Source organism: Pectobacterium sp. CFBP8739, assembly GCF_013449375.1.
Taxonomy (GTDB): Bacteria; Pseudomonadota; Gammaproteobacteria; order Enterobacterales; family Enterobacteriaceae; genus Pectobacterium.
Genome location: NZ_JACDRR010000006.1, coordinates 255086 through 270161, shown reverse-complemented (window position 1 = coordinate 270161; position 15076 = coordinate 255086). Strand labels below are relative to the sequence as shown.

Genomic DNA, 15076 nt, shown 5'->3' with positions numbered 1-15076 from the left:
TCATCACCGTGGTAGCCCCCGACATCCAGTCTTAAGTGAACCACGTTATTTCATGAAAGCGGGTTATTTACCCAGTCTAGCTGGAGTTAACAACGTGATGAATTCAATTGATAAAACGCAGCGGATTACGCAATCCGATGCTTTACCGGGACGTTCCACCCCGATGCCGGTGGCCAGGCTGCATGTCGTGCATGAACATTCCATGACGCATGTGCCAGACTCAATGTTCGTTGCGATTTTTGCGATGGGCTGCTTCTGGGGCGCGGAGCGCTTATTCTGGCAGCAGCCGGGGATCTACAGCACGGCGGCGGGTTACATCGGTGGTTATACCCCGAATCCAACCTACCGTGAAGTATGCAGCGGGCAGACCGATCATGCCGAAGCGGTGCGTGTCGTTTTTGATCCTGCGGTTATCAGTTACGATCAACTACTGCAACTGTTCTGGGAGAATCACGACCCTGCGCAGGGTATGCGTCAGGGCGGTGATATCGGCAGTCAGTATCGTTCCGCTATCTATACGCTCACGCCCGAGCAGGAAAAGGCAGCACAGGAAAGCCTTCAACGCTTTCAGCAAGCAATGAGGGAAAACGGTGACGGCCGCGCCATCAGCACAGAAATCGAGCCTGCGGGCCCATTCTATTATGCGGAAGACGATCACCAGCAATACCTGTATAAGAACCCGAACGGCTACTGTGGATTAGGCGGTATCGGCGTCTGTCTGCCGCCTCCGCGTTGACCACTGGCGGTAAATTCACCGCTCCTGCTATAATGCGCCCGAACCGGGCAGCGTGTTGCCCGGTTATCGTCCTCCAATTATTGCTATTAATTTACTCACCCTTCTGAGGATCGCTGCGCTAACTTAGGCTCATGCGAAAACGTTAAAAATGATGTTAAACAGTCTATTACTGATTCTTTGTCTCATTGCCATCAGTGCGTTTTTCTCGATTTCCGAGATCTCGCTGGCGGCGTCACGTAAAATAAAACTCAAGTTGATGGCCGATGAGGGAAACCTCAACGCCGATCTGGTGCTCAAGTTTCAGGAAACACCGGGCATCTTCTTTACCGTGATTCAAATTGGCGTCAACGCCGTCGCCATTCTGGCCGGTATCATCGGCGATGCGGCCTTTTCCCCGACGTTTTCCATTCTGTTTGAACGCTTCATGTCACCCGAAGCCGCAGATAAAGTCAGCTTCATTTGTTCATTCGTCCTCGTCACCAGCCTGTTTATCCTGTTTGGCGACCTCACCCCGAAACGCATTGGTATGATTGCGCCGGAAACTGTCGCGGTCCGCATAATCAACCCCATGCGCTTCTGCCTGTTCCTCTTCCGCCCGCTGGTGTGGATCTTTAACGGCCTGGCTAATGTTATTTTCCGTCTGCTCAAGCTGCCGATGGTGCGTAAAGATGACATCACGTCCGATGATATTTATGCCGTGGTGGAAGCGGGTGCGTTGGCTGGCGTGCTGCGTAAGCAGGAGCACGAGCTGATCGAGAACGTGTTTGAGCTGGAATCACGCACCGTTCCATCCTCGATGACCTCACGCGAAAGCGTGGTCTATTTCGATCTGCGCGAGCAGGAAGACAGCATTAAGGAAAAAATCGCTCAACAGCCGCATTCCAAGTTTCTGGTTTGCGATGGCACGATTGATCAGATCGTCGGCTACGTGGATTCCAAAGACCTGCTGATTCGCGTGCTAGGAAACCAAAGCCTGACGCTAAGCAGCGGTGTGCAAATTCGTCCTGCGCTCATTGTGCCGGATACGCTGACGCTGTCTGAAGCGTTGGAAAGCTTTAAAACCGCGGGCGAAGATTTCGCGGTCATCCTGAACGAATATGCACTGGTCGTTGGCATCATCACGCTTAACGACGTGATGACGACGTTGATGGGCGATCTCGTCGGTCAGGGAATGGAAGAACAGATTGTCGCACGCGATGAGAATTCATGGCTGGTTGAAGGCGGTACGCCAATAGAAGACGTGATGCGCGCGCTGAATATTGATGATTTCCCGCACTCTGGCAACTACGAAACCATCGGCGGCTTCATGATGTATACGCTGCGGAAAATCCCGAAACGTACCGATGCGGTGCGCTTCTCTGGCTATAAGTTTGAAGTGGTCGATATCGACAGCTACAAGATCGATCAGTTGCTGGTGACGCGTCTGGAAGACCGCCCGATTGTCTCATCAAGCGCGAAGATTGATAGCGACGATTAACCGCCAGAAGACATGCGTAACCCACCAGTCTTCATAACAAACCAGAACGGCCCGCTACGGGCCGTTTCTTTATCATTCATCCCATCTCGGCCTGAAGCCGGATGACCTGGCGATTCACTTCAGACATCACCAGAAGATGCTGCTTGTCCTGTTTCTTTGGCAATAGAATTTTGCCGTAGTCGAACTCAAAAGCACCAACCCCTTTTATGTACAGCCGCCCGCGAAACAGGGTTTTCACATATTTAGCGACTTTCAAAGGATTGTAACGTTCGAAGATCCTCATCGTTTTACTCTCCCGTTTTATTTTTTACTTTACGCTCTCCCTTTCGCCAACATGGCTGAGGTTCTGGAGCGCTAATGAGATAACGGATACTGCTAATTAGTGCAGTAAAACGGCATTTAGTTCCCCACTATTCAGTATTCTTAACTGCTTTTACAGATTTTTACAGAGTAGTGTTTAAGGAACTCTCTAGTCATCAGTATAAACCTTCAAAAATAAGGGTTTTGTGCACTCAGGCACAAACCGTTTTACTGCGAAGCAGGACAGACCAGTTTCCTGAATCTACGCTTATTCCATAGCCTGAGATATTCCATCTAATGACATCGCATCAGGCTCCCCACACAGAAGGACATACCATGATAAAACTACGCCACCTGCTCCTCGCTCTTGCTATCACGCCGCTGTTAGGGCTTGCCTCGCTTCCTGCCTCAGCCCATACACTAGTGCTCAACCAATTGGTTCCTCCCGTCGGCGTCGCGGACAGAGGGGAACTTCAGTACCTTAATGATCAGTTTAGTTATAAAAATTGGAACAGCGCGCAATTGCTCGGAAAAGTACGGGTGATACAACATATCGCTGGCCGCACCTCCGCCAAAGAGATGAATGACCCGCTCATCTCCGCACTGAAGGCCGCTAACCTACCGCATGATTATTACCAAACGACGACAATCGTGAATACCGACGATGCCATTATCGGCACCAGCATGTTTGTGCGCAGTAGCCTTGAGGACAACAAGAAAGCTTTCCCATGGTCGCAATTTATTGTCGATAGCAACGGTAACGTGCGGAAAACCTGGCAGCTACAGCCGCAAAGCTCGGCTATCGCGGTGCTGGATAAACAAGGGAAAATTCGTTTCGTGAAGGATGGCGCGCTGAATGGGCAGGAAGTGCAGCAGGTGATGTCCCTGCTGCGCCAATTGCTGGAAGAGAAATAACAACCCGACTCTAGCTGATTAAAATAAAGAGACGCGAAAACCGGGGTTGAGGAAGGATTCACGCGGCGTGTAGGACAGCGGTCGCCCTTGCCAGTCGTGAATCTGTGCCCCGGCAGCCACCGCCACCGCGTGACCCGCCGCCGTATCCCAAATGTTGGTCGGCCCGAAACGTGGGTAAAGCTGCGCTTCGCCTTCCGCCACCAGACAAAATTTGAGCGATGATCCAATCGCCACCGTCTGGTGCTCACCCAATTGGCTAAGATAATCCTTCAGTTCACTATCGGCATGAGAGCGGCTAACCACCACTAGCGGAGGATGCGCCTGCTTCACCGTAATTTGCCGACGCTGACCGCTCTCTTCTTTCCAGGCTTTGCCGTCCGCCGCAGAATACATCACGCCCGTGACCGGCACATAAACCACGCCAAGCACGGCCTGACCGTTCTCGATCAGCGCAATATTCACCGTAAACTCACCGTTGCGGCTGAGGAATTCTTTGGTGCCATCCAACGGATCAACCAGCCAATAGCGCTGCCAGTGCTGACGGATTTCCCATGTGGTCGGATCTTCTTCTGACAGCACGGGAATATCAGGGAACGCCGCGGCCAGCCCATCCTTAATGACCCGGTGCGCCGCCAGATCAGCAGCGGTCACGGGCGAATCATCTTTCTTGTGCGCGACATCCACAGGATGTTGCCCTTCGTAAACCTGCATAATGGCAGTACCGGCATCGCGAGCCAGTTGGCAAACAGTTTCTAACATGATCAACCTCGTCGTTATCGGTTACGCGTAACGCAGACTTCATCTCTGTCATTCATTATACATCTGTGAGGCAATCTACGATTATTGCCATTATTGATGTCATCCTCAGTATTTAGAGACGATAATCACTTTAACTTCATCATGATATGAAAGACACCCCCGATCGCCTCACGCGTCGATAATCACCGCACAAGGAGTTACGCAATGAAGCATTCATTGGCACTCAGCCTGCTTGCTACGCTGGTCGCCACGACCGTTCATGCCGCTACCGTTGATTTACGGGTATTGGAAACCACCGATCTGCACAGCAATATGATGGATTTCGACTACTACAAGGATACGCCAACCGATAAGTTTGGTCTGGTGCGTACCGCCAGCTTGATTCACGCCGCACGCGAGCAGGCCACTAACAGCGTACTGGTCGATAACGGCGATTTGATCCAGGGTAGTCCGTTGGGCGATTACATGGCCGCAAAAGGGCTGAAAGCCGGCGACGTGCACCCAGTTTATCAGGCGATGAACACGCTGGATTATTCCGTCGGCAACATCGGTAACCACGAATTCAACTATGGCCTGGACTACCTGCACAAGGCGCTGTCAGGCGCGAAATTCCCTTATGTGAACGCCAACGTGTTGGATGCCAAAACGAGTAAACCGCTGTTTACGCCTTACCACATTGAAAACAAGTCGGTTAAAGACCGCGACGGCAAACCGCATACTCTACGCATCGGCTATATTGGCTTCGTCCCGCCACAGGTCATGGTGTGGGATAAAGCCAATTTAACAGGAAAAGTCACCGTGGAAGACATCACGGAGAGCGCCAAAAAGTGGGTGCCGGAAATGCGTAAGCAAGGGGCCGATCTGGTTATTGTTATCCCCCATTCCGGCCTTTCTGCCGAGCCGTACAAAGCAATGGCGGAAAATTCCGTTTACTATCTCAGCCAGGTCCCGGGCGTTGACGCGATCATGTTTGGTCATGCTCACGCGGTTTTCCCCAGCAATGACTTTGCCAACATCAAGGGCGCTGACATCAAACAGGGAACGCTCAACGGCATCCCTGCGGTGATGCCAGGGCAATGGGGTGACCATCTCGGCGTCGTCGATTTCACGTTGAATAACGACAGCGGCACATGGAAGGTGGAACAGGCGAAAGCGGAAGCCAGACCGATCTATGACAAAGCGCAGAAGAAATCACTGGCGGCGGAAGACGACAAGCTGGTGAACGTGCTTTCCGATGCACACCAGAATACACGCGAATTTGTCAGCAAACCGATCGGCAAATCCGCAGACAACATGTACAGCTACCTGTCGCTGATTCAGGACGATCCTACGGTGCAGATCGTCAACAATGCTCAGCGCGCCTATGTGGAACACTTTATTCAGGGCGATCCCGATCTGGCCGATCTGCCGGTACTTTCCGCCGCTGCACCGTTTAAAGCCGGTGGACGTAAAAACGATCCTGCCAGCTATGTCGAAGTGGAAAAAGGCCAGCTTACCTTCCGTAATGCTGCTGATTTGTATCTTTATCCAAACACGCTGGTCGTCGTGAAAGTGAGCGGACAACAGGTACAGGAGTGGCTGGAATGCTCGGCGGGTCAGTTCAAACAAATCGATCCAAGCAAGCGTGAACCGCAATCCCTGCTCAACTGGGACGGCTTCCGCACCTATAACTTCGACGTGATCGATGGCGTCAATTATCAGATTGATGTGACGCAACCTGCCCGTTATGACAGCGAGTGCGCGTTAATCAACGATACGGCACACCGTATTAAAGGGCTGACGTTTAACGGTAAACCGATTGATCCCAAAGCAACCTTCCTGATTGCGACCAACAACTACCGCGCCTACGGCGAGAAGTTTGCCGGTACGGGAGAGAAGTCCGTGGCCTTCGCCTCGCCGGATGAAAACCGCTCCGTGCTAGCGGCTTACATCAGCGCGGAAACGCAAAAGTCGGGAGAAGTGAAGCCGCAGGCGGATAACAACTGGCGCCTGGCACCTATCGTCAGCGATACGCCACTGGATATCCGTTTTGAAACGTCGCCGTCAGAGAAAGCCACGGCGTTTATTAAAGAGAAAGCCCAGTATCCGATGACGTCCGTCGGTAATGATGAAACGGGCTTTGCGGTTTATCGCCTTGACCTTCAGCACGCCAAATAAGGGCTGATAGCGTTGTGTCCACAGGCTCTTGCTACCGCAGGAGCCTGTGCGTTGCGCTTAGAGCGGTTCAGCCGTACTATTCGCCGACGCATCAAACTTTTGCTGAGATAACAGCACATTATCCATGTTCTGTTCTGCCCAATACGTGAGCTCGGCAATCGGCTTGGTCAGCGTATCGTTGATAAACACAGAGAAATGAGGATAGGTTATGTCAAAAGCAGTCGTTATTTATCATTCAGGCTATGGTCACACACAGCGTTTGGCAACTGCCGTCGCCGAAGGCGCTAACGCCGAGCTGATTGCCATCGATGCAGAAGGAAATATCAGCGATGCCGAATGGGAGAAACTCGCCGCCGCCGATGCAATTATTTTTGGTGCCCCTACTTACATGGGCGGCGTTCCTTGGCAGTTCAAAAAATTTGCGGATGCCAGCTCGAAAGCCTGGTTTACCCGTGCCTGGAGCAACAAAGTGTTTGGCGGCTTTACTAACAGCGCCAGCCTGAACGGCGACAAGCAGGTCACGCTGATTTATCTGCAAACGCTGGCTTCACAGCACGGCGGAATTTGGGTCAGCCTGAACCAACTGCCCTCCAATGCTAAAGCGGCAAAACGCGATGATTTGAATAACCTCGGAGGTTCCGTGGGTCTGCTGGCACAGACGCCGTCTGACGCCAGCGTAGATGAAATGGTCGCTGGCGATCTGGCAACCGGTAAGCTGTATGGTCAACGCATCGCTGACATCGCCGCAAAACTGGCTAACTAGTTAACACGACCTAAGCGCCATTATCCAACGCATAAGCGCCGCCCTTTCGCGGCGCTTTTTTATCTGACTAGTCGCGGAACGATCCCCGCCCATTGCGGTAGTAACCACTTCCCCGCTCATGCCCACGCCTATCCCACTCACCGCGACGCGGACCGCGATCGTCAACAAAGCGTGGAGGATCAAAACGGCGATTGTCGTAATCGCGTCTCTCGCGCTGGCTCTCACGCCACCAACGGGCATCGCGCCAGCGCCAGCCATCCCAATAGTAACCGTGCCGATTGCGCTCGCCACGGTGGTAGCCCCGATGCTCCTGCCACCAGCGCTCGCTGCGCCAGTCATAGCCATCCCAGTAATTACCACGTCTGTCACGTTCACCAATATTCAACGTGATACCGGGCATCAGATCAATGCTGGCACCCTTAGCCTCTGGTGCTGGCATAACCGCAAACATTCCCATAAACAGGGCACTGATGACGAGTGGCTTAAACATAGGGTAACTCCTTGCTCACCGCGACTGCGGCCTTGCAAAGGTATACGGGGAATTCCTCTGCACCACTATCAGATAAATACGCATTTTCCTGACTTTACCGTTCTTAACGTTTTATCTGCGAACCGACACAGAATCTCGCTTGAGACCCGCAATACCGCGCAATAGCACGGTATACTTTATAGAGCCTACCTCGTAAGCGGTATATTCAACATCAAAAGATGCATTTAAAATGCACTTTATAAACTGCATTCGTTGAGAGGAATCATCATGGCATACCGCGATCAATCCCTGGGTGAGTTGGCTATCGCTATTCCGCGCGCGACCAAACTCTTTCGTGAACTCAATCTGGACTTCTGCTGCGGCGGAAAGCAAACGCTCAGCCGCGCGGCGGGCAAAAAAGATCTCAATATTGACGAGTTGGAAGCGCAGTTAGAAAAACTGGCCGCACAGCCTTCTGATGCCCGGGACTGGCGTGAAGCGCCGCTAGCCGACATTATCGCGTACATCATCCCTCGTTTTCACGATCGCCACCGCGAACAGCTGCCAGAGCTGATTCTAATGGCAGAAAAAGTCGAGCGCGTGCATCACGATAAAACCGACTGCCCGCACGGCCTCGCAAACCAACTGACCGCCATCTATAACGAACTGTCTCAGCACATGATGAAAGAAGAACGTATCCTCTTCCCGATGATCGGTCAGGGAATGGGGGCAAATGCCGCGGCGCCGATTTCAGTCATGGAGCATGAACACGATGACGCTGGACGTGATGTGGAAGTGGTCAAAGCACTGACCAACGGCGTCGTACCACCGGAAGGTGCCTGCAATACCTGGCGCGCGCTGTATTCCGGTATCAACGAGTTCATTACCGACCTGATGGAGCACATCCATCTGGAAAACAATTTGCTGTTCCCACGCGCGCTGCGCGGTGAGTAATGTCGTTTCAATAAAAAAAGAAAGTCAGTAAAAGCAAGAAAGGCGCTCAGTGAGCGCCTTTCTTTTGTCTGGAGATTACAGAATTTCCAGCAGTTCCACTTCAAAAATCAGCGCGCTGAACGGCGGAATGGATGCACCCGCGCCACGTTCGCCATACGCCAGATTGTGCGGAATATAGAGTTCCCACTTGGAACCGACAGGCATCAGCGTCAGCGCTTCAATCCAGCCTGGAATCACGCCGCTTACTGGGAATTCAGCAGGTTGACCACGCTGGACGGAGCTGTCGAACACGCTGCCGTCAATCAGACGACCCGTGTAATGTACACGTACGCGATCCTGACGAGCTGGGATCGCGCCTTCACCCTGCGTCAACACGCGGAATTGCAGACCCGATTCTGTGCTGTTCACGCCTTCTTTCTGCGCGTTTTCAGCGAGGAACTGCTGACCTTCTACCGCCAACACCTGTTGGCGCTCGCGGCGTACCGCATCAGCACGCTCGTGAATTTCACGCAGCGCACGATGAACCACATCCACAGGCACCGCAGTCGCATTACCTTCCAGCGCATCGCGTAGACCAGCAAGCAGAGCTTCTGGGATCAGACCTTCAAGACCCGATTCCTGTAACTGTTGACCAACCTGTAAGCCGATGCCGTAACTTGCCTGCGCTTCGACGCTATCAAAAGAAGGAGTTGTCATGGATGTTCCTTTTAATCTGTAAAAAACTGAAAGCGCAGCATAACAGCGACGGGGGTTGGGGTAAAATTCTGTGTACAAGTAATCACGTTAACCGCACGCCAGACAAGCCATTCTGGGAAGCTGTCCTATACGGGGAGTCCCGATGTTTCGGGCTTAGCGGTTATCTTAATCATCAACGCGTTAACTGGTCAGCTCATACAGATTATCGGTATACTGGGTTGCGTTATCATCCTGATACTGTTTTTATGCCGACGACGCTTTCCTACTGATGTAGCGTAGCCACTGGTATAGCGTTGTGAATAACATCGTTTTTTTATACTGAACTGTTTTTATATTAAACCGTAGTAAGAGAGGTCACCATGGGCAGAATTGCGCCCAGGAAGCGGAAAACCACCTGGGATTATCAAACGCTAGTACGCTTCTGCCAGCGAATCATCCAGCGGCACCCCTCACATGCTGTAGCCGTAGAAAACGACAGAGAACGCGAAGTGCAGGAACAACAGCCCTTTCCTTCCCTGCATGAGCGTGTTGGTGCCATACTACAGAAAGTCTGGCATCTGCCTGACGGTTACCACTGGATGGAACCGTTGCCGTTCCTCCACCGCCGTTGGATTTTAATCGCTATCGCCCTACTTCTGGTTGTTTTGCTCTGGCCTTACAGTACACAAAATCCGCAACTGCCTCGAACCATGTCGATTCCGCTGACCCAAGCCGATAATCAGGCTGCGATGCAGGCGGTGATTATTGAAAACCAGTCTACCGCGTCGCATCAACAACCAGCTACAACACCGTCCCCCACTCGCTCCTCAGCACCATGGCGACAATATGAGATTGCTTCAGGGCAAACGCTGGCTCAGCTGTTTCGTGATAACAATCTGCCCGTCAGCGATGTGTTTGCGATGGCACAGGTAGAGGGAAGGGATAAACCGCTCAGCAATTTACGGGCGGGTCAGGCAGTCAAATTACAGTTGAATGCGCAAGGCATGGTCGCAGAACTGGAGATCGAAACCACAGCGAACCAGACGATTCGGTTCACCCGCGGGGCGGACGGCGCCTTTACGCGTACTCGCTAATATTTCCCCATTCCTGAAATGCAAAACGCTGGCACAAGGCCAGCGTTTCACATGTTAACTAAAGTATTAATTCGACGATAAACGTGAATTATGCTTCAGCAACAACAACAACATTCAGCTCAGCAAAGACATCGCTGTGTACTTGGAAGCTGACTTCGTGCTCACCCAGAGTACGCAGAACGCCGTTCGGCAGGCGAACTTCGCTCTTAGCAATGTCAACACCGGCAGCCGTTACCGCATCAGCGATATCGCGAGTACCGATGGAACCGAACAGTTTACCTTCGTCGCCTGCTTTAGACGCGATAGTAACGCTACCCAGTTCTTTGATCTTAGCGGCGCGAGCTTCAGCAGCAGCCAGAACGTCAGCCAGTTTGGCTTCCAGTTCAGCACGGCGTGCTTCGAAGAACTCAACGTTTTTCTTGGTTGCAGGGACAGCTTTGCCCTGTGGAACCAAGAAGTTACGAGCGTAGCCCGCTTTAACGTTTACCTGATCACCCAGGCTGCCCAGGTTTGCTACTTTATCAAGCAGAATAACTTGCATTACTTTATCCTCTCAAAGTCTCGTTAATGGACAGTGGCCGATTACTGATGACGGTCAGTGTACGGCAACAAAGACAAGTAACGCGCACGCTTGATAGCGCGGGCCAGCTGACGCTGGTATTTTGCACGAGTACCGGTGATACGGCTCGGAACAATCTTGCCGCTTTCAGTGATATAGTTTTTCAGCGTAGCGATATCTTTATAATCAATCTCTACAACGCCTTCCGCGGTGAAACGGCAGAATTTGCGACGACGGAAATAACGTGCCATTTGGCTAGTCTCCAGAATCTATCAATTCAATCTGCTCGGCATGTAACACTATCTTGCTCAAGCCATTGCGCCCTTGATGGCAGCTAATGAACCCGTGCACGGTAAGTTGCGTGCCGACCGTTATACTGTGGGTAACTGTTTGTGACGAGCGTCCGCTGACAATCACGGGCATACGACACCATGCTTGCCGACTCAATCCAGCTTCCTCCTGTGTCGAGCGGTGCTCAAGCACAAACTGACAGTGAGGAATACCTGACGGGCTGACTTTACGAATGGGCGTCTTGCACACTGTGCCGGACAACACCAGACGATTTACCGTCACCACAACAATTACTCTTCAGAATCCCCTGCATCCACATCATCGCCAGCTTCAGCGAAATCTTCACGACGCTCACGGCGTTCGTCTTTCGCTTTCACCATTGGAGATGCTTCAGTTACCGCGTGCTTAACGCGCATAACCATGCTGCGGATAACGGCATCGTTAAAGCGGAAGTTTGTTTCCAGCTCATCGATCGCTTCCTGCGGCGCTTCAACGTTCAGCAGAACGTAGTGAGCTTTGTGCAGTTTGTTGATCGGGTAAGCCAGCTGACGGCGGCCCCAGTCTTCCAGACGGTGGATCGTGCCCTGCGCACCAGTGATGGTAGCAGTGTAGCGCTCGATCATGCCCGGAACCTGTTCGCTCTGGTCAGGATGAACCATAAATACGATTTCGTAATGACGCATCGAATTGCTCCTTACGGATTATTCAGCCTCCTGTCTGGGTCAACCGCGGCCCGTGGAGGCAAGGAACGTGTATGTGTGCGGCTGAAAAAATGACGCGTAAGTATAGTGCTCGACATTAAAGAACACAAGAAAGAAGCACAGACATTTTCTGCGTGGCGATATTTCAGCGTTCGGGGCGAGATGACAGCGTGCGCTGGAAGAAATCGGCGCCCGCCTGCAACGCCGTTGGCGTAATGCGGTGCCCTACACCCGGCTCGGTCAGATACGTCAGATTGGCCAGTTTATCACGCGCCTGTAATGCCTGATAAAGACGAACGCTTTCTGCCGCAGGCACGACGTCATCCGCTTCACCGTGCCATACCAGCAGCGGTCGATTGGACAGCGCGTCCAGACGCGTGCTGACATCATAATCCGCCAATTTGGTCGCTAATGCCTGCAACACCGCCTGATTTTCCTCACGATCGGCCGGAACTGGCGGAAACAGCGCCGACGACAGCGTCGAAAAATAGCCGGAGCCCATAAACGCTGCCACCGCAGTAATCCAGGGATAACGCGCCATACAGCCGAGCGCACTCATTCCACCGAGCGACGCCCCGCAAACGCCAATCTGCTCACCGTCGATCAAACCACGCCGACGATATTCCGCTACGTAGTCGGGGAATTCTTCAATATTCGCTTGCAGAATATCCCAGAAATAACGCAACCGTTGTGCCTCATCCCCGTTATAGCGCGCACCGTGCATCGCCGCATCGGGCAGTATCACCCGGAATCCGGCCTGTGCCAGCGCATAGCCAAAATACGAATACACCTCTTTGGATGAGGTGTAGCCATGAAAGAAAAAAATCGTCGGTAACGGTTGCTCTCTTTTCCCCGTCGGCACCGCGTGAATCACGTCAATACCACTACCGAGCTTATCCAATGACATGTCGACCATATTTCCCCTCATGTTCCGTTCTGCCGGCCTATTTTTATGTAGCTAAATTGTATTTAGTGGAAAATTTACTACCTTTTACGATAACCACTCTCACAGCAATGTCTTACCTCCGTGTCGTCATGATTTCGTGCTGATGTAACCGGCTTGTTTATGTAAATAAAAAAATCACATTGATTTAGATCAATAACAGAAATGAATGTTTACACTCCGTGATTAATTTTTTTTCATTTACTGCCGTTAACGCATGTGAATCAAGACTAAAAAATAACCTTTTTTATTATCAGAGACACATATATGTTGGGACTTTCTTTTAAACACTGGGGCTTGGGTATCAAGTTATCCGTCATCGCTTCACTCAGCGTGGCGATACTTTTTATTACGTTTACCCTATCCCTCACCCGCTCAGCAGGCAATCAGCTCAAAGCCCTGACCCTCAACGACATGCAGAGCCAAGTGGATGGCGTCACCGACATGATCAACATGTACGATACCGGTCTGCAAGCCGAGGTCAGCAACTATTCGCGTCTATTCGCGAGCTTCCTGCCAACACGATTTTCACTGGATACCGTTAACCGCACGTCTTTCGGCGCCACATCGCAGCCAACACTCAAGTCTGGCGATACGGTATTAAACCTCAACACCGACGTACCGGACGATTTTCTGAATCGTACCAACGCTGTTTCAACCATTTTTGCTCGTGATGGCGACGATTTCACACGCATCACCACGTCATTAAAAAAAGAAGATGGATCGCGCGCCATGGGCACCAAGCTCGCGCAGGACAGTCCAGCCTATGCGCTCGCCCTCAAAGGCGATACCTACAGCGGGTTAGCCACACTGTTCGGCAAACAGTACATTACCCAGTATCGGCCGATACGAGATAGTGACAATAAGGTCATCGGCATTCTGTTCGTCGGTGTCGACATCACGAAGCAGTTTACCGAGATGCAACAAACCATCCTGAACAAGAAGATGGGTGAGACAGGCCATTTCTTTATACTTAATGCCAAAAAGGGCAAGGACGCGGGTAATTACCTTTATCATCAAAGCAATGCCAACCAACGTCCTGACTGGTCGGAAGGGACTGTAGAAAAAATATTGGCGACAGGGAATGGAACGATCGAATACGACAACAACACGATGACAGGAGACGAAAAAACTCGAATCATGGTGTACCGTAGTATTCCCCAGTGGAACTGGATTGTTGCAGGTTCAGTGAGTAAAGAAAGTCTCATGGCAGAGATTAATCATACTCGTAACCTGTTTTTAGGTGGGGGGATTATTCTGGTTCTACTCTTTGCTACATTCTTCATCGTGTTGACACGCAAATGGCTAAGCCGCCCACTCATAGAAATCGTTAAAGTGGCGGAACAGTTTTCTGCGGGTAATCTTACGGCAACGCTATCCAGTCATCGTACCGACGAAGTCGGCCGCCTGATCGATGCCATTAATGGCATAGGACAAGGGCTGACGACCATCGTGTCACAGGTGAGAAATTCGGCCGAAGAAATCAGCGTCGCGACCGATGCACTGGCCGCCGATAGCGAAAATATCAGTGAACAAATTGCCCGCCAAGCTAGCAGCGTCGAAGAAACGTCTGCCAGTATGGAGCAGCTTTCCGCCAGCGTGAAACAGAATGCTGATAACGTTTCTGCCGCCAAAGCATTGGCAGAACAGAGTGCCGTCGCAGCACGGAACGGTAGCCAAACGGTCACGGATTCCGTTTCCACAATGAGTGACATCAAGAACTCCTCACAGCGAATTGCCGATATCACGACGGTAATCGAATCTATCGCGTTCCAGACCAATATTCTGGCGCTGAACGCGGCGGTTGAAGCCGCTCGCGCGGGTGAGCACGGCAGAGGCTTTGCCGTGGTTGCTGCGGAAGTGCGCGCGCTGGCACAGCGCAGTTCTGCCGCGGTGAAAGAGATCGAAACCCTGATTGATGAGTCGTTGGAGAGAATCGAAGCGGGTTACCATTTCTCAGAAAAAACGCAGGCGGTAATGGACGATTTGCGCAACCGTATCTTGCAGGTCAGTACCATCGTGAACGATATTGATATCGCCTCACGCGAGCAGTCCGCCGGGATTGGCCAAGTGAATATCGCGATTGTACAGATTGGTCAGGCAACGCAGGAAAACACCATTCTGGTCAACAACTCGGAAGACACCGCACAGGGTCTGCGCCAGAAAGGCCATCACCTCAGCGAACTGGTCAGCGTCTTCCGTATTTAACATTCACACAGCGGCCATCGTGTCACAGATATTGCACGATGGCCGCCGCTTGCGTATTATGCCAACGTTTTTTCC

17 protein-coding genes are annotated in these 15076 nt (G+C 51.9%); 8 read left to right on the top strand and 9 right to left on the bottom strand.

Annotation, left to right across the window (positions count from 1 at the left end; genetic code table 11):
- Positions 1-97 precede the first annotated feature (97 nt).
- Together msrA and H0247_RS05635 are read left to right on the top strand one after the other, a co-directional pair.
- Positions 98-736: a peptide-methionine (S)-S-oxide reductase MsrA gene (gene msrA / locus H0247_RS05640; protein ID WP_180741727.1), complete on the top strand. Its 639-nt coding sequence runs from the start codon at positions 98-100 to the stop codon at positions 734-736.
- 151 nt (positions 737-887) lie between these two features.
- Positions 888-2213, top strand: a complete 1326-nt coding sequence (locus H0247_RS05635) for a hemolysin family protein (RefSeq protein ID WP_180741726.1) — start codon at positions 888-890, stop codon at positions 2211-2213.
- Between the two features lie 76 nt (positions 2214-2289).
- Here the strand turns inward: H0247_RS05635 and H0247_RS05630 are convergent, their stop codons facing one another.
- Positions 2290-2496, bottom strand: coding sequence for a DUF1107 domain-containing protein (locus H0247_RS05630; protein ID WP_005974755.1), 207 nt, complete (start codon positions 2494-2496; stop codon positions 2290-2292).
- Positions 2497-2849: 353 nt separating this feature from the next.
- Here H0247_RS05630 and H0247_RS05625 point away from each other — a divergent pair, with 353 nt between their 5' ends.
- Positions 2850-3428 (top strand): YtfJ family protein, encoded by a 579-nt coding sequence (locus tag H0247_RS05625; protein ID WP_180741649.1) that lies wholly within the window; start codon positions 2850-2852, stop codon positions 3426-3428.
- An 18-nt stretch (positions 3429-3446) separates the two neighbouring features.
- Here the strand turns inward: H0247_RS05625 and cysQ are convergent, their stop codons facing one another.
- Positions 3447-4187: a 3'(2'),5'-bisphosphate nucleotidase CysQ gene (gene cysQ / locus H0247_RS05620; protein WP_180741648.1), complete on the bottom strand. Its 741-nt coding sequence runs from the start codon at positions 4185-4187 to the stop codon at positions 3447-3449.
- A gap of 204 nt (positions 4188-4391) precedes the next feature.
- On the opposite strand from cysQ, the gene H0247_RS05615 reads away from it, so the two are divergent.
- Both H0247_RS05615 and H0247_RS05610 read left to right on the top strand, forming a co-directional pair.
- Entirely contained in the window at positions 4392-6344 is a 1953-nt protein-coding gene (locus tag H0247_RS05615) for a bifunctional 2',3'-cyclic-nucleotide 2'-phosphodiesterase/3'-nucleotidase (RefSeq protein WP_180741647.1), read from the top strand.
- Positions 6345-6552: 208 nt separating this feature from the next.
- On the top strand, positions 6553-7107 hold the full coding sequence (locus tag H0247_RS05610; protein WP_180741646.1) for a flavodoxin family protein: 555 nt from the start codon (positions 6553-6555) through the stop codon (positions 7105-7107).
- A gap of 67 nt (positions 7108-7174) precedes the next feature.
- Here the strand turns inward: H0247_RS05610 and H0247_RS05605 are convergent, their stop codons facing one another.
- Positions 7175-7597: a DUF2502 domain-containing protein gene (locus tag H0247_RS05605; protein ID WP_180741645.1), complete on the bottom strand. Its 423-nt coding sequence runs from the start codon at positions 7595-7597 to the stop codon at positions 7175-7177.
- 267 nt (positions 7598-7864) lie between these two features.
- On the opposite strand from H0247_RS05605, the gene ytfE reads away from it, so the two are divergent.
- The gene (gene ytfE / locus H0247_RS05600) at positions 7865-8530 is read left to right on the top strand and encodes an iron-sulfur cluster repair protein YtfE (protein WP_180741644.1); all 666 of its coding nucleotides are present in this window, start codon (positions 7865-7867) and stop codon (positions 8528-8530) included.
- A 75-nt stretch (positions 8531-8605) separates the two neighbouring features.
- Here the strand turns inward: ytfE and fklB are convergent, their stop codons facing one another.
- On the bottom strand, positions 8606-9226 hold the full coding sequence (gene fklB, locus H0247_RS05595; protein WP_180741643.1) for an FKBP-type peptidyl-prolyl cis-trans isomerase: 621 nt from the start codon (positions 9224-9226) through the stop codon (positions 8606-8608).
- 359 nt (positions 9227-9585) lie between these two features.
- Here fklB and H0247_RS05590 point away from each other — a divergent pair, with 359 nt between their 5' ends.
- On the top strand, positions 9586-10299 hold the full coding sequence (locus H0247_RS05590; RefSeq protein ID WP_180741642.1) for a LysM-like peptidoglycan-binding domain-containing protein: 714 nt from the start codon (positions 9586-9588) through the stop codon (positions 10297-10299).
- 88 nt (positions 10300-10387) lie between these two features.
- Here the strand turns inward: H0247_RS05590 and rplI are convergent, their stop codons facing one another.
- The 5 genes from rplI to yjfP all read right to left on the bottom strand — a co-directional run bounded on the left by rplI (position 10388) and on the right by yjfP (position 12766).
- Positions 10388-10840: a 50S ribosomal protein L9 gene (rplI, locus tag H0247_RS05585; protein ID WP_010279043.1), complete on the bottom strand. Its 453-nt coding sequence runs from the start codon at positions 10838-10840 to the stop codon at positions 10388-10390.
- A gap of 41 nt (positions 10841-10881) precedes the next feature.
- The gene (gene rpsR / locus H0247_RS05580) at positions 10882-11109 is read right to left on the bottom strand and encodes a 30S ribosomal protein S18 (RefSeq protein ID WP_005974788.1); all 228 of its coding nucleotides are present in this window, start codon (positions 11107-11109) and stop codon (positions 10882-10884) included.
- A gap of 4 nt (positions 11110-11113) precedes the next feature.
- Positions 11114-11434 carry a primosomal replication protein N gene (gene priB / locus H0247_RS05575; RefSeq protein WP_180741641.1) on the bottom strand — a complete coding sequence of 107 codons (321 nt, stop codon included), beginning with the start codon at positions 11432-11434 and terminating at the stop codon, positions 11114-11116.
- A gap of 5 nt (positions 11435-11439) precedes the next feature.
- Positions 11440-11832 (bottom strand): 30S ribosomal protein S6, encoded by a 393-nt coding sequence (rpsF, locus tag H0247_RS05570; RefSeq protein ID WP_005974793.1) that lies wholly within the window; start codon positions 11830-11832, stop codon positions 11440-11442.
- Between the two features lie 163 nt (positions 11833-11995).
- Complete coding sequence (gene yjfP, locus H0247_RS05565; RefSeq protein WP_180741640.1) at positions 11996-12766, bottom strand: esterase; 771 nt, start codon at positions 12764-12766, stop codon at positions 11996-11998.
- A 294-nt stretch (positions 12767-13060) separates the two neighbouring features.
- Here yjfP and H0247_RS05560 point away from each other — a divergent pair, with 294 nt between their 5' ends.
- Positions 13061-15001, top strand: coding sequence for a methyl-accepting chemotaxis protein (locus tag H0247_RS05560; RefSeq protein ID WP_180741639.1), 1941 nt, complete (start codon positions 13061-13063; stop codon positions 14999-15001).
- Positions 15002-15076: the final 75 nt, after the last annotated feature.

Excerpts from the sequence above, each read along its gene's own strand:
- msrA (WP_180741727.1), top strand. The coding sequence starts at position 98 with ATGAATTCAATTGATAAAACGCAGCGGATTACGCAATCCGATGCTTTA.
- H0247_RS05610 (WP_180741646.1), top strand. The coding sequence starts at position 6,553 with ATGTCAAAAGCAGTCGTTATTTATCATTCAGGCTATGGTCACACACAG.
- H0247_RS05590 (WP_180741642.1), top strand. The coding sequence starts at position 9,586 with ATGGGCAGAATTGCGCCCAGGAAGCGGAAAACCACCTGGGATTATCAA.
- rpsF (WP_005974793.1), bottom strand. The coding sequence starts at position 11,832 with ATGCGTCATTACGAAATCGTATTTATGGTTCATCCTGACCAGAGCGAA.
- H0247_RS05635 (WP_180741726.1), top strand. The coding sequence starts at position 888 with ATGTTAAACAGTCTATTACTGATTCTTTGTCTCATTGCCATCAGTGCG.
- rplI (WP_010279043.1), bottom strand. The coding sequence starts at position 10,840 with ATGCAAGTTATTCTGCTTGATAAAGTAGCAAACCTGGGCAGCCTGGGT.
- yjfP (WP_180741640.1), bottom strand. The coding sequence starts at position 12,766 with ATGGTCGACATGTCATTGGATAAGCTCGGTAGTGGTATTGACGTGATT.
- cysQ (WP_180741648.1), bottom strand. The coding sequence starts at position 4,187 with ATGTTAGAAACTGTTTGCCAACTGGCTCGCGATGCCGGTACTGCCATT.
- ytfE (WP_180741644.1), top strand. The coding sequence starts at position 7,865 with ATGGCATACCGCGATCAATCCCTGGGTGAGTTGGCTATCGCTATTCCG.
- H0247_RS05625 (WP_180741649.1), top strand. The coding sequence starts at position 2,850 with ATGATAAAACTACGCCACCTGCTCCTCGCTCTTGCTATCACGCCGCTG.
- H0247_RS05615 (WP_180741647.1), top strand. The coding sequence starts at position 4,392 with ATGAAGCATTCATTGGCACTCAGCCTGCTTGCTACGCTGGTCGCCACG.
- H0247_RS05630 (WP_005974755.1), bottom strand. The coding sequence starts at position 2,496 with ATGAGGATCTTCGAACGTTACAATCCTTTGAAAGTCGCTAAATATGTG.
- rpsR (WP_005974788.1), bottom strand. The coding sequence starts at position 11,109 with ATGGCACGTTATTTCCGTCGTCGCAAATTCTGCCGTTTCACCGCGGAA.
- H0247_RS05560 (WP_180741639.1), top strand. The coding sequence starts at position 13,061 with ATGTTGGGACTTTCTTTTAAACACTGGGGCTTGGGTATCAAGTTATCC.
- fklB (WP_180741643.1), bottom strand. The coding sequence starts at position 9,226 with ATGACAACTCCTTCTTTTGATAGCGTCGAAGCGCAGGCAAGTTACGGC.
- H0247_RS05605 (WP_180741645.1), bottom strand. The coding sequence starts at position 7,597 with ATGTTTAAGCCACTCGTCATCAGTGCCCTGTTTATGGGAATGTTTGCG.